12 protein-coding genes are annotated in these 13158 nt (G+C 52.5%); 1 reads left to right on the top strand and 11 read right to left on the bottom strand.

Annotated elements, in window-relative coordinates:
• Window positions 1–23 precede the first annotated feature (23 nt).
• Window positions 24–587 carry a DUF3221 domain-containing protein gene (locus tag NST23_RS09535; protein WP_167470282.1) on the top strand — a complete coding sequence of 188 codons (564 nt, stop codon included), beginning with the start codon at window positions 24–26 and terminating at the stop codon, window positions 585–587.
• A gap of 196 nt (window positions 588–783) precedes the next feature.
• On the opposite strand, the gene udk is transcribed toward NST23_RS09535, so the two are convergent.
• The 11 genes from udk to NST23_RS09480 form a co-directional block, all read right to left on the bottom strand.
• A complete protein-coding gene (udk, locus tag NST23_RS09530) occupies window positions 784–1425 on the bottom strand; it encodes a uridine kinase (protein ID WP_309539015.1) in 642 nt (213 codons plus the stop codon).
• A 43-nt stretch (window positions 1426–1468) separates the two neighbouring features.
• Window positions 1469–2113 (bottom strand): O-methyltransferase, encoded by a 645-nt coding sequence (locus tag NST23_RS09525; RefSeq protein WP_340963586.1) that lies wholly within the window; start codon window positions 2111–2113, stop codon window positions 1469–1471.
• 71 nt (window positions 2114–2184) lie between these two features.
• Entirely contained in the window at window positions 2185–3285 is a 1101-nt protein-coding gene (gene mltG, locus NST23_RS09520) for an endolytic transglycosylase MltG (protein ID WP_280648229.1), read from the bottom strand.
• A gap of 130 nt (window positions 3286–3415) precedes the next feature.
• On the bottom strand, window positions 3416–4873 hold the full coding sequence (locus NST23_RS09515) for a CoA-acylating methylmalonate-semialdehyde dehydrogenase (RefSeq protein ID WP_122964181.1): 1458 nt from the start codon (window positions 4871–4873) through the stop codon (window positions 3416–3418).
• 24 nt (window positions 4874–4897) lie between these two features.
• Window positions 4898–5788 (bottom strand): NAD(P)-dependent oxidoreductase, encoded by an 891-nt coding sequence (locus tag NST23_RS09510; protein WP_167470288.1) that lies wholly within the window; start codon window positions 5786–5788, stop codon window positions 4898–4900.
• 528 nt (window positions 5789–6316) lie between these two features.
• Window positions 6317–7795, bottom strand: coding sequence for a sigma-54 interaction domain-containing protein (locus tag NST23_RS09505; protein WP_122964183.1), 1479 nt, complete (start codon window positions 7793–7795; stop codon window positions 6317–6319).
• Window positions 7796–7877: 82 nt separating this feature from the next.
• Window positions 7878–8168: a DUF1292 domain-containing protein gene (locus NST23_RS09500; RefSeq protein ID WP_005832492.1), complete on the bottom strand. Its 291-nt coding sequence runs from the start codon at window positions 8166–8168 to the stop codon at window positions 7878–7880.
• Between the two features lie 6 nt (window positions 8169–8174).
• The gene (gene ruvX / locus NST23_RS09495; protein ID WP_122964184.1) at window positions 8175–8591 is read right to left on the bottom strand and encodes a Holliday junction resolvase RuvX; all 417 of its coding nucleotides are present in this window, start codon (window positions 8589–8591) and stop codon (window positions 8175–8177) included.
• 9 nt (window positions 8592–8600) lie between these two features.
• Window positions 8601–8861 carry an IreB family regulatory phosphoprotein gene (locus NST23_RS09490; protein WP_063230247.1) on the bottom strand — a complete coding sequence of 87 codons (261 nt, stop codon included), beginning with the start codon at window positions 8859–8861 and terminating at the stop codon, window positions 8601–8603.
• 123 nt (window positions 8862–8984) lie between these two features.
• Window positions 8985–11633: an alanine--tRNA ligase gene (gene alaS, locus NST23_RS09485; RefSeq protein WP_340963584.1), complete on the bottom strand. Its 2649-nt coding sequence runs from the start codon at window positions 11631–11633 to the stop codon at window positions 8985–8987.
• 321 nt (window positions 11634–11954) lie between these two features.
• Window positions 11955–13019: an AI-2E family transporter gene (locus NST23_RS09480; protein WP_287102321.1), complete on the bottom strand. Its 1065-nt coding sequence runs from the start codon at window positions 13017–13019 to the stop codon at window positions 11955–11957.
• Between the last annotated feature and the right edge of the window lie 139 nt (window positions 13020–13158).

Raw genomic sequence — 13158 nt, 5'->3', positions numbered from 1 at the left:
TTATACGAGGGAGAATAGGTAAAATGAATAAATATCTAAAGTTCATTACCTTGTCTACCATGGTTCTCTTAACAGTAGGTTGCTCAGAGGAAAAACCTAAAAATGAACATAAAGGACTAACGGGATTTGTCATTGAGGCGAACTATGAAAAAAGAGCGCTACTTGTTGCAGAAAGTGACAAAACATCTGCTACAGAAGGAAAATATGGTGTTGAATGGTATTCGTTAAATGACGATGCTATTCTGCTTGATAGTAAGAATAGTAAGATTTTGTTTACAGATATTGAAGTGGGTTCAGAGGTAGAAACATGGTCAACTTCACCTTCGCTAGAGTCATATCCAGCTAAAACAGACTTGAGTAAGCTAGTAGTTGCAGATGATGTGAAGCACCCTAATTCTGATATGTCACAAAAGAAAGCCATTCAAGCGGCTTTAAATTTTGCAAAAAATCTTTCTGACAAACCAGCAACACTAATCGTGCAAAAGATAGAAATGAAAAAAACTGAATGGCTCATTCATATATATAATTTTGATTTAGGGAAGAGTTATGAATTAAGAGTTAATCCAGAGACTGCTGAAGTCTCTTAAGCCCCAAACTGCAATTGAGTCACCCCCTTATCTTGCTAAATTAAAATCAGAAGAACAACTTATTGAATAAAAACATCCCGCTCCACTTTTGATAGTGAAACGGGATGTTTTTATTCCTTTTTAGGGTTTCCGTCATTCGGGACTCCCCTTTTGGGACAGCCCATCGCGCTTGCCTTCTTTTGTATCCATCAGAATGCTACAGCTTGGCTGGCTCCTGTTTTTCCAACAAAATGTTTTTGATTTTGGTGGACAACAGATCGAGCGCCACCCGGTTGTATCCGCCCTCTGGGATGATGACGTCGGCGTAGCGTTTGGTCGGCTCGATAAATTGCAGATGCATCGGGCGGACGACGTTCAAATACTGGTTGACCACGGAGTCCAGGGAACGGCCGCGCTCCTCGATATCGCGTACGATCCGGCGAACGATGCGGACGTCTGCATCCGTGTCGACGAACACTTTGATGTCCATGAGGTTGCGAATGCGCTCATCTTCGAGAATCAGCATTCCTTCCAAAATGATGACGTCTTTCGGGTCTACCTTGACTTGCTCGCTCTTGCGGTTGTGCACCTTGAAGTCGTAGATCGGCTTCTGGATCGCCTTTCCTTGCAAAAGCTCCTGCAAATGCTGCAAAAGCAGATCGTTGTCAAAAGCGAACGGATGGTCGTAATTGGTCAAAGCCCGGTCTTCCACGCTCAGATGGCTTTGATCTTTGTAATAAGAATCTTGCTCGATCATCGTCACGCTATCGTTGCGGAACTGATGATACAACTCCCTTGCCACAGTGGTTTTTCCGGAACCACTGCCCCCTGCCACGCCAATCAATACAGGGTTACCCATGCCACATGTCCCCTTCCTCATGCTGCGTCCATCCTTTTTTGCCCTACGGCTGTATCTTTTTCTTCAGGCTGACAGCCAATCCGTCTCCTACCGGAATGAACGTCGTCTCCAAATCCGGTCGCTCCGCCAAATGGGCGTTGAATGCGATCAGCTTGTCCACCATCGGCTTCTGTCTCTTTCCAGCCTCTTCCGGTGTCGCCACCAAACCGCGGAACAGCACGTTATCGCTGATCACCAGCCCGCCTTCTTTCAGCAGCGGCAAATACAAATCGAGAAACGCCCGATACTGTCCTTTTGCCGCGTCGATAAACAGACAGTCAAACTGATAAGAATCAGGCAAGCCGAGCGTCGCGTCGCGGGAAAGAATTTCAACCCGTTCTGCGCAGCCTGCTTCCTGTACATTTGCCCGTGCCCGGATCAATCGGTCTTCATCTATGTCCATCGTGACAATCCGCGCCTGTGGTGCCGCTTCGGCAAGCCAAATGGTCGAATAGCCGATTGCCGTCCCCACCTCCAGAATCGCTGCGGGGCGATGCAGCAAAAGCAGCATTCTCATCACCTGAGCGGAAGCGAGCTGAACGATCGGAATATTTTCCTCGGCCGCTTCCTGTTCCAGCCGCGCGAGCAGCGAAGAACGTTCCGGAACCAGGCCCGACACGTAGTCGTCAATTGCGGGATTGGTTATCATGCTTTCACTCCTCTTTCGTTACAACCGCATTATTATAGCATACCTTGCAAAAAAGAACAGGGGAAACCTGGTTAGTTTCCCCTGCTTTTTGCATCATTTGCGTTGTGCTCGGAAAGTGTTTTGGAAAAGTAATGTTCCGAGGTTCCGTCTTTTTTCGTCACGTAGAAAAAGAAGTCGTGCTTCGCTGGATTGACAACCGCCGTAAGCGATGCCCGGCCCGGGTTTGCGATTGGTCCCGGCGGCAATCCAGGGTTCGTGTACGTATTGTACGGGCTTTTTACCTTCAAGTCGTCATACGTCAGCCGGTCGCGTTGTTTGCCCAGTATAAACTGCACGGTAGCGTCTGCCTGCAGCGGCCATTTGTCCCGGATGCGGTTGAAATAAACACCCGCGACGAGCGGACGTTCTTTGTCCACGGTCACTTCCCGCTCGACGATGGACGCAAGGTTGACCACTTCGTCCATGGTCAGCCCACGCTGCTTGATCAGCTCGTTCCATTCCGGCTGCCATTCCTTGGCAAACTGAGCCAGCATGCGGGACACGACATCATGGGCCGTCGAATCTTTTTTCACTTCGTACGTCTCCGGGAAAAGGTATCCTTCGAGGCGGTGCTTCCGGTTTTTATCTTTCGGAATTTCCGCTACAAAAGCAAACTCGGGGAACTCTCCTTCATTCACTTCTTTCAGGAAGGCTGCTTTTTCCACAATTCCTTCCTTGTCCAGATGCTCGGCAATCTGCTCAATATTCCAGCCTTCCGGGATCGTAAAACGCTCGGCGTTGACGACCGTTTTTCCCTCGGCCATCGCCGTGAGCATATCGTCAATGGCTTGTCCTGTTGTAAACTGGTATTCTCCCGCTTTCAGCTGCGGTCCCACGCCTTTGTACTTCACGTAATACTGGAACAGATCGGCATTGCGGATAAGCCCTTGCTCTTCCAGCAGTCTGCCGATTTCCCGCGCGGAAGAACCGGTGGGGATCGTCACGTTTTTGGCTTCTTGCGGACCATCTACGGGTTGCAGCCCGTTGTACACGTACCACGCTGCCCCTCCTGCGGCCAACAAGCCAATGAGAAACAAGGCGACGAGCCACATGACAATTCGTCCGCCCCGTCTGCGCCGATACGTGGCAGGTCTTTCCGATCTGAAATCAGACTTCGCTGACATTGGTTTCAAGCTAGAAATCCTCCCTTTAGGGTCTCTTCTCTCCATCCCGTCTATTATACAAGAGCTGACTTTCGCTGTCACTGTATACGATTTTTTGGCGAAAAGAGAAGAATTGGGAGGATTTCTGCTCAAGACCCGATTAGAACCAGCGGGCCGTCACTGTTTTTTTGCGGGTGTAGAACTGCACCCCATCCGTTCCGTTTGTGCCCAAATCGCCGTAAAACGACGCCTTGTTGCCTGCAAAAGAGAAAAACGCCATCGGAGCCGGAACATTCACGTTCACCCCGATCATTCCCGCGTCGATATTTTCACGGAAATGCCGCACATGCTCTCCCGATGTTGTGTAAAGCACGGCTCCATTGGCAAAATCCGAGCGGTTCGCCAGCTCGATTGCTTCATCCAGGCTTTTGACACGAACAATGCTTAAAACGGGAGCGAAAATTTCGTCCTGCCAGATTTTCATCTCCGGCGTCACCCCGTCAAAAACGGTCGGCCCCAAATAGTAGCCGTCCGGCAGCTCCTGCATCACGCTTCTGCCGTCCAGCAGCAAACGCGCTCGCTGCGCCTCCCCGCTCTCAATGTATCCGAGCACACGCTGGCGATGGGCGTCCCGAATCAGCGGAGCAACGAACGCCTCCTCGTCTTGCGTATCTCCTGCTTTCAGCTCCTGCGCGGCTTCCAGCAGCTTTGCGGTAAATTCATCCGCGATGTCTTCCATGACACATACGACAGACGTCGCCATGCACCGCTCTCCCGCGCTGCCGAAAGCGCCGTTGATGATTCCCTGCACGGTTTTCTCCATGTGGCAGTCTGCCATGACGACCGCGTGGTTTTTCGCTCCCGCCAGCGCTTGAACCCGCTTGCCATGAGCTGCTCCGGTTTTGTAGACATACTCGGCCACCGGCTGGGAACCGACGAACGAAACCGCTTTGACGAGCGGATGGACCAGCATGCCGTTCACGACGTCGTGGGCGCCGTGCACCATGTTCAGCACGCCTTTTGGCAATCCAGCCTCCATCATCAGCTCAACCAGTCTTTCCGCAAGCAGCGGCGTGCGCTCGGATGGCTTCAGCACAAACGTGTTGCCGCATGCAAGCGCCAGCGGAAACATCCAGAGCGGGATCATCATCGGAAAATTGAACGGAGTAATTCCTGCCACGACTCCGAGCGGATAGCGGTACATGACGCCCTCGATTCCTGTCGCGATTTCCGGCAGCGATTGTCCCATCATCAGTGTAGGAGTGGCTGTCGCAACCTCCAACGCCTCGATCCCGCGCTGTACCTCGCCACGGGAGTCTTTGATGTTTTTGCCGTTTTCTTGCGTAATAATGACAGCCAGCTCTTCCGCTTCCTGCACAAGCAGTTGATGATAGCGGTACAAAATCCGCGTGCGATTGGGCACGGGCGTTTTGCGCCACCAGGAAAACGCTTCGCTCGCCGCCTTCACAGCCTGATCGAGTTCTTCCCGGGAAGACAGCGGAACCTGCGCGATGACTTCGCCTGTGGCTGGATTGATGACGGCTTCCGATTTGCCGGAGCTGCTTTGCACCCACTCTCCGTTGATGAAGTTTTTTACCTCTTTCACTGCTGTAGCCATGAATCATTCTCCTCCCCTGTGGCACTACGCCTGAATTTTTCGCTGTGCGGCTTGCACGTAGGAATACAGCGCCGCCATGTCCTGCTCACCGAAGCCCGCTTGCTGCGACTTCTCGTACAGGCTGATCAGCTCGGCTGTGATCGGCAAATCCAGACCAGCCTGATGAGCCATCTCCTGGGCGATTTTCAAGTCTTTCAGCAGCAAATTCAAGGAAAAGTGCGGCGCAAAGTCGTTGGTTGCGATAAAGCTTTTATAGTTGCGCTCGTAGATGCGACTCTGTCCGTAGCTGACATTCAATATCTCGAACAGCTGGTCGAGGTCGAGCCCCATTTGCGCCGCCAATGTTACGCCTTCACTGACCGCAGATGTATAAAACCCGATCAGCAAGTTGTTGATCAGCTTGACCGCCGTTCCGCTGTCGACCCTCGCCCCGACGTGAAAAATATTTTGACCGAGCGCAGCGAATATCGGCTGCATCTGGTCGAACAAGTTCTTTGGTCCGCCCACCATGATGGTCAACGTCCGATTTTTCGCCCCAATGACTCCGCCGCTGACAGGAGCAGCCAAATAGCCGACGCCTTTTCCTGCGCAAGCCACTGCCAAGCGCTCATTCAGCCCAGGTGTCACCGTGCTCGTATCCATGAGAATCTGCCCTGCTCTCGCATGCTCCAGAATGCCGCCCGCTCCGGTGTAAACGCTCTCAACAATTCCAGGCGAGGGCAAGCTCGTCAAAACGACCTCTGTCTGTTTCACCACCTCTTCAATCGTCAGTCCCGCAACTCCGCCAGCGGCCGCAAACTCCTTTTCCGCGTCTGGATTGACGTCGAAGCCATATACCGCATACCCGCTGCCAAGCAAGTTTTTGGACATAGGCATCCCCATATTGCCCAGACCAATCATGCCAATTGCAGGCAAACTCGACATAGTGAACTCCTCCTTTTTTCTAAAAGATGAGGGGTTAGACGGATGCACTACGGCAGATGCCTCTGTCTGTTCCTGAGTCTAGCGGTCACTCCGCCTATCCCTAAATCAAAGGCGCTCTTTACTTCTCCTAATCGTAGGCACACCCGCCCCTCCTAAGTTCAGGACGCTATTTGCCTCTTCCTAGGTCGCAGACACATCCGCCTCGCCAAGTCCAAGGCGCTTTCTCCCTCTCCTAAAATCGCAGGCACACCCCGCCTCCCTATGTCCCGGACGCTCTTTGCCTCTTCCTAGTTCGCAGACACATCCGCATCTCCAAACCCAAGGCGCTTTCTACCTCTCCTAAATCGCAGCCACATCCCGCCTCTCCCCCCTCCAGAAAGCAAACTCCGTGCCACGACGTTTTAACCGCTTCATCCTTGCTTTCTTTCGACCAACTGTCCAGAAAACACAAAAAGTGTCTAGACAATTACACCGAATCGTCTAGACACTTTTTGATCGCCGCCCCCGTTCTGCTACCTATCAGCTAATTTGATACTTGCTCAGCTTGTTGTAAAGCGTTGCCCGGGAAATGCCGAGCTTTTTGGCTGCTTTCGACTTGTTCCCTTTCACTTCATGCAGCGCTTCCAGAATACGCTTCTTTTCCGCCAAAGCCCCCTCTGCTCCGCCTCCATCAGCCTGACTCAGCGGCGTCCCGGCTTGCCGATCACGCTGGGGCAAGACTGCTTCGGCAAAGCCTGTTCCCCCGAAAAAGACCGCAGGCAGGTCACTCGTCCGTATCCGATGGTCCTCCGACAAGGTGACAAGGCGCTCAACCGTGTTGACCAGCTCGCGTATGTTGCCCGGCCAATCGTAGTTGATCAACAGTGACATGGCTTCTTTGTCGATGTCTTTTGGCGGCATGTTGTTTTTCTTGCTGAGCGCCTGCAACTGCGCCGCGATCAACAAAGGAATGTCCGTTCTTCTTTGCGCCAATGGAGGAATGACAAGCGGAATGACGTTCAGGCGGTAATACAAATCTTTGCGAAAAGTCCCCTCCCGCACCCTGTCTTCCAATGAATGGTGTGTAGCCGCAACCAGCCGAAAGTCGACGGGAATGCTCTTGACTCCCCCGACGCGTTCCACCTCGCGCTCCTGCAAGACCCGCAAAATTTTCGCTTGCATGTGCAGCGGCATGTCGCCAATCTCGTCCAGAAAAAGCGTTCCTTTGTTTGCCAGCTCGAACTTGCCCGGCTTTCCGTCTTTTTTCGAGCCGGTAAAAGCGCCTTCCTCGTAGCCGAACAGCTCCGACTCCAGCAAATTTTCCGGGATGGAGGCACAGTTGACAATTACGAGCGGGCCATTTTGGAACGGACTTAGCGAGTGAATCGCTTTGGCGAACAGCTCCTTGCCCACTCCGCTCTCCCCGTTCAGCAAAATCGTGGCAGACGTCTGGGCCGCTCGCCGCGCGACTTTTTTCGCCTCTGCGATCGCTTCGCTCTCCCCGATAATCTGGTCAAATGTCACTTTGTTGCTTTTCGGCCTAGGCGCCTCGATCACAATTCGGCTGTCTCCGATATTCTCGTGCAGCACTTGCATGCGGTCAAAAATTTGGTACAGCTCCGACACCCCTTCAAAAATCAGCATGCCAACGGCGCCAATGACCCGGTTTTCTTTCCAGATCGGGATGCGGTGAACGACCATATCCTGCCCGAGCAGTCTGTGCGCCTGGTTTCTTTCCGGTATTCCGGTTTGCAGCACGACAGGCAAACGCGTATTTTCGATCACCTCTTCCACGTAACGGCCGATGACATCTTCTTTTCGCACGCTGATAAATCGGCAGTACGCATCGTTCATCATGCGAATGTAGCCGTGCTCATCCACGATCGTAATGCCCTCGTACGCTGTATCGAAGCACACCTTGAACCATTCGATTGAATTTTCCAACTCCTGTATCCGTTTTTCGGCTTCCTTGTACTTTTCCCAAATCAGTTCGGAGCCGGACTCGATTAGGCCATCCATCTCGCTTTCTCCTCTCTGTTTGACTTCGGAAGCAAACAGCCTTGCCGATAAAAAAAGAGAGGGCATCTGCCCTCTCTCGTTGTTAAATCCCGTCTTTCTCCAAATCAGCAATCAATGTTTCGAAGGTAGCTTCTACTTGCTCCCACTCTTCGTCGTCTTCGATTGGCTGAAGCATGTCTGTACCGTCATAGCGCAGGAAGTGAACCTCGTACTCTTCTTCTTCCTCCTGATCGACTGGAACGAGCACCAGATAGCTGCGGTCTTCGATATCAAAAATATACATGATCCGAAAATCTCGCGGCTCCTCTGTTCCCTCTTCTGTCAGGGCAATCACGTCGCCTACTTCAAATTCTTCCATCATCTCTTCACTCACTTAGGGTCACCTCGATTTCGCGTCCAAAAATCCTTGCAGGATCAATGTGGCCGCCATTTTGTCAATTACTGTTTTGCGCTTTTGGCGACTGACGTCCGCAGAAATCAGCATACGCTCTGCTGCCATCGTCGTCAAACGCTCGTCCCACATGTGGACAGGAAGAGATGTCCGTTCCTCCAAAAGCTTGCCAAATGCCTGGCACATCTCGGCGCGCGGCCCGATTGTGCCATTCATGTTTTTCGGCAAGCCTACTACGAAAGCACCTACTTGATATTGCGCTACCAATTCCTGAATGCGGGCAAAATCTTTTTCCTTGGACTGCCGCTTGATGGTCTCCACCCCTTGGGCGGTCCATCCCAGCTCATCGCTGACAGCAATTCCAATCGTCTTGTCGCCTACATCCAATCCCATCAATCGTGTCATGTTCAAGGTCTACTTGCGCTCGGACAAGTAAACGGTCACCAACTCTTCTATGATTTTGTCCCGTTCCAGTTTGCCAATCAGGCTGCGCGCGTTGTTGTGGCGAGGGATAAACGCCGGGTCGCCAGAAAGCAAGTAACCGACGATCTGGGTGATCGGGTTGTATCCTTTTTCTTGCAGGGCTTGGTAAACCTCTGTCAATGTTGCCTGCACTTCCGCCGCATTCGCTTCCTTGGGCACCGTAAACTTCATGGTATTATCCAACGAACTCACAATCAACACCTCGATTTCCTTCAAGACTTAAAGGTTGTATTGGCTTTTCGCTTCCATACTTTATTCGACCCGGATGGAACCTACTCCTTGTCGATTTTGCAAAAATTGTTGGCGGGATTTTCGTTATTTCGCTACTGCCTGGCTTTTGACAAGCTCCACTACCGCATCCAATGCTTCTTGTAGCTTGGAAGGATCTTTTCCGCCCGCTTGCGCCATGTCAGGACGACCGCCGCCGCCACCGCCGCAACGAGTAGCCACTTCCTTGATAATTTTTCCGGCGTGAACGCCTTGATCCATCAGATCTTTGGTGACACCTGCTACCAGGTTGACCTTCTCGCCATCGACAGAGCCAAGCACGATGACAGCAGAGCCAAGCTTGTTCTTCAGCTCGTCTACCATGCCGCGCAGGTTGTCCATGTCAGAAGCGGATACGCGTGCAGCGAGCACGTTCATGCCGTCTACCTGCTTCAGCTGATCGGTCAGCGATGCCGCTTCGATGTTGCCCAGTTTCGCGCGCAACGATTCGTTTTCGCGCTGAACTTCTTTCAGTTGTTGCTGCAAGCCTTCCACGCGCGCAGGCGCTTCTGCCAGCACAGGTGCTTTCAGTGCGTGAGCCACTTCTTTGAGCGTCGTGAACTGCTGGTTCAGGAACTGGTAAGCCCCGCGTCCTGTCACGGCTTCAATCCGGCGTGTCCCTGCGCCGATGCCGCTTTCGCTGACCAGCTTGAACAGTCCGATTTCCGCTGTGTTGTTGACATGGCAGCCGCCGCAAAGCTCAAGGCTGTAGTCGCCCACTTTGACAACGCGCACGACATCGCCGTACTTCTCGCCGAACAACGCCATGGCGCCCATTGCTTTTGCTTCTGCCAAAGCTTTGTTGGAGATTTCGACAGTCAGGTTCTCCCACACTTTTTCATTGACGATTGCCTCGATGCGCTCCAGTTCTTCTGCTGTGATCGCACTGATGTGAGTGAAGTCAAAGCGCAGACGCTCCGGTGCTACCAAAGAACCTGCCTGGTTGACATGCGTGCCCAGTACGTCTTTCAGCGCTTGGTGCAGCAAGTGGGTAGCTGTATGGTTTTTCGTAATCGCCAGGCGTGCTTCGCGGTTTACTTCCGCGCGGACTGTATCGCCTTTGCGCAGTGTTCCTGCTTCGACGATGACCGAGTGCACGTTTTGGCCCATTGGACCTTTTTGCACATCTGTCACACGGGCTTTGACGGAGTCGGACACCAAGTATCCTTCGTCGTTGATCTGACCGCCGCTCTCTGCATAAAATGGCGTCTGGTCGAGAATCACTTGTACAGTCTGGCCTTCTTCCGCTTGTTCAGCCAATTGGTTGTCGAAAATGATCGCTTCGATTTTTCCTGTTGCTACCAATTCAGTATAACCAACAAACTGGCTTGTAACCGTCAATTCGGACAATGGACCGCCCTGGATTTGCATGCTGTCCACGTCTTGACGGGCAGCGCGGGCACGCTCGCGTTGTTCCTCCATCGCTTTATCGAAACCGTCGCGATCTACGCTCAAGCCTTGCTCGTTCGCGAAGTCTTCGGTCAAGTCAACCGGGAATCCGTACGTGTCGTACATTTTGAATACGTCTTGGCCGGACAGTTGCGTTTGACCGCTTTCCTTTGCTGCCTTCACCATGTCGGACAAAATAGCCAGGCCGTCGTTCAACGTTTCGTGGAAGCGCTCTTCCTCGGCACGGATGACTTTTTCGATAAACGCGCGTTTTTCTACAACCTCTGGGTAGAACTCGCCCATCATCGTGCCGACTGTTTCTGTCAGGCTGTACAGGAATGGCTTTTCTACACCCAGCTTTTTGCCCATCCGCACAGCGCGGCGCAGCAGACGGCGGATGACGTAGCCGCGGCCTTCATTGGAAGGAAGCGCTCCATCCCCGATGGCAAACACGACCGTACGCGCGTGGTCAGCTATGACTTTCAACGCTACGTCAAGCTCAGGGCTTGTCTTGTATTTCACACCCGAAATCGCGCTCGTTTGCTCGATCAGCGGGAACAGCAGGTCTGTTTCAAAGTTGTTGTCGACACCTTGGATGATCGACGCCATCCGCTCCAGCCCCATGCCGGTATCGATGTTTTTCTTAGGCAGTGGCGTGTAGGTGCCATCCGGGTTGTGGTTGAACTGGGAGAACACCAGGTTCCACACTTCCAGATAACGCTCGTTCTCGCCGCCCGGGTACAGTTCCGGGTCGCTTGGATCGTTGCCAAACGCTTCGCCGCGATCGTAGAAAATCTCCGTGTTCGGGCCGCTCGGACCTTCACCGATATCCCAGAAGTTGCCTTCCAGACGAACGATGCGCTCCTCGGGAACTCCGATTTTTTTGTTCCACAGCTCAAACGCTTCCTCGTCTTCCGGGTGGATTGTGACGGAAAGCAGCTCTGGATCGAAGCCGATCCATTTCGGGCTGGTCAAAAACTCCCACGCCCACTCGATCGCTTCTTCTTTAAAATACTCCCCGATGGAGAAGTTGCCCAGCATCTCGAAGAAGGTATGGTGGCGAGCCGTCCGGCCAACGTTTTCAATATCGTTGGTACGGATTGACTTTTGCGAATTGGTGATGCGCGGATTGTCCGGGATGATGCGTCCGTCAAAATACTTTTTGAGCGTCGCTACACCACTGTTGATCCACAGCAAGGAAGGATCGTCGATTGGCACCAGGGGAGCACTCGGCTCAATGCGATGTCCTTTTTCCACAAAAAAGTCAAGGAACATCTGGCGAATTTGATTGCCTGTCAGCTTCTTCATCTGCATTCTCCTCTATTCTGAAAATAAATAAAAAAGCTCCCATCCCCTCAGGGACGAGAACTGTTTTTCTCGCGGTACCACCCTGCTTACAGGCTCTCTTGCACGCCAAACGGCGCGACAGCCTGTCGCTTTATGGGCATCTAACGGTGCCAACCCGCCGGTTTTTGCCCGGTCTTAGGAGTAGCCTTCCGTTGCACTTCTTCTGAGCGCCCTCTCAACCGTGAAGCGCCCTCTCTGTAGAAGGTTTGCAGCGTACTCGTTCCCTCATTGATCAAGCCTGTACTCATCTGTTCGTATTATAAATTTTTTTCCTGACCCATGTCAACTTTCATGCATCATCACAGCGATTCGGCTGATGACAACTTTGCAAACGGCGAGTACGGGCACAGCCACGATCAGCCCGATAATCCCTCCGATCGTCTCCCCGACAAGCAAGGCCACGATAATCGTCAGCGGATGCAACTGCAAGGAGCGCCCCACGATGTTCGGCGACAGGATGTTGCCTTCCAGCACTTGAATGACGAGATTGACGGCGATCACGAACAACAGCATTTTGGTCGAAATCGTCAGCGCGACGACAATCGCAGGCGCCGCCCCGATCAATGGCCCGATGTAAGGAATGATGTTCGTCAAACATACCACAGCGGCGAGCACGAACGGATACGGCATGCCGATCAGCCAGTAGCCGAGATAAGCCAGCACCCCGACGACCAACGCAACGATCATCTGGCCGTGTATGTAATTCCCGAGCGATTCATTAATGTCCCGCAGGACGACCAGCACTTGTTTGCGGTACGGCTTCGGAACGATGGACATGCCTGTTTCGTGCAGTTCCTTCATGTCTTTTAAAAAATAGAAGGCAATAAACGGGACGATCGCAAAGGCAAACAGCTTGCCCAGCGACTGGCGGGCATTGTTGACGAACTTGGTCACGGAGTGGGACATCCCTTCCTGCGACTGGATAATTACCCGATCCACCCCGTGGGAGATACTGTCTGGCAAAAAGTATTTGTGTGCCTCCCATTCGCTCATCCACGTGTAGTACCAGTCCATCAGCCGCGGCAAGTCATCGGACAGCTCCACGAGTTGATTGGTAAAGACGGGAATCGCGTTGATGACCGCAATCGTAATCACCAGTACAAAGGAAGCGTAAATCAGCAGAACGGCCATCAGCCGCGGGACTCTGCGCTTTTCCAGCAGCTGCACGACCGGATGAAGCAAATACGCAATGACCAGACCCAATATAATGGGAATCAGCACTTCCTCCAAAAGGGCGAACAACTGCCCGAGGACCGAACGGAGCATCCACAGCAGATTGCCGATGACGAGCAGCGCAATCAACCAGAGAGCAGCCGCAAAAAGGCGGCTACGCCGCAATTCATCCACGAAGGACACCTCCTCTCCATTTCCATTAGGGTGTGTTCTTCGTACAAAATTCATGTAACCTATTGACACCTTCCAAGCACCGATAGTAGTATGGAGTTACAAGAGGATATCTCCAAAGGGGAGTAGCTTTTTCGCAACA

Source organism: Brevibacillus sp. FSL K6-0770 (assembly GCF_038000275.1).
In the GTDB taxonomy this organism is placed as follows: domain Bacteria; phylum Bacillota; class Bacilli; order Brevibacillales; family Brevibacillaceae; genus Brevibacillus; species Brevibacillus parabrevis.
This window is presented reverse-complemented; position numbering and strand designations above follow the sequence as displayed.

What these genes read in the sequence shown, in the direction of transcription:
- ruvX (WP_122964184.1), bottom strand. Translation starts at nt 8,591, where the DNA reads ATGACACGATTGATGGGATTGGATGTAGGCGACAAGACGATTGGAATT.
- NST23_RS09515 (WP_122964181.1), bottom strand. Translation starts at nt 4,873, where the DNA reads ATGGCTACAGCAGTGAAAGAGGTAAAAAACTTCATCAACGGAGAGTGG.
- NST23_RS09535 (WP_167470282.1), top strand. Translation starts at nt 24, where the DNA reads ATGAATAAATATCTAAAGTTCATTACCTTGTCTACCATGGTTCTCTTA.
- NST23_RS09505 (WP_122964183.1), bottom strand. Translation starts at nt 7,795, where the DNA reads ATGGATGGCCTAATCGAGTCCGGCTCCGAACTGATTTGGGAAAAGTAC.
- udk (WP_309539015.1), bottom strand. Translation starts at nt 1,425, where the DNA reads ATGGGTAACCCTGTATTGATTGGCGTGGCAGGGGGCAGTGGTTCCGGA.
- NST23_RS09525 (WP_340963586.1), bottom strand. Translation starts at nt 2,113, where the DNA reads ATGATAACCAATCCCGCAATTGACGACTACGTGTCGGGCCTGGTTCCG.
- alaS (WP_340963584.1), bottom strand. Translation starts at nt 11,633, where the DNA reads ATGAAGAAGCTGACAGGCAATCAAATTCGCCAGATGTTCCTTGACTTT.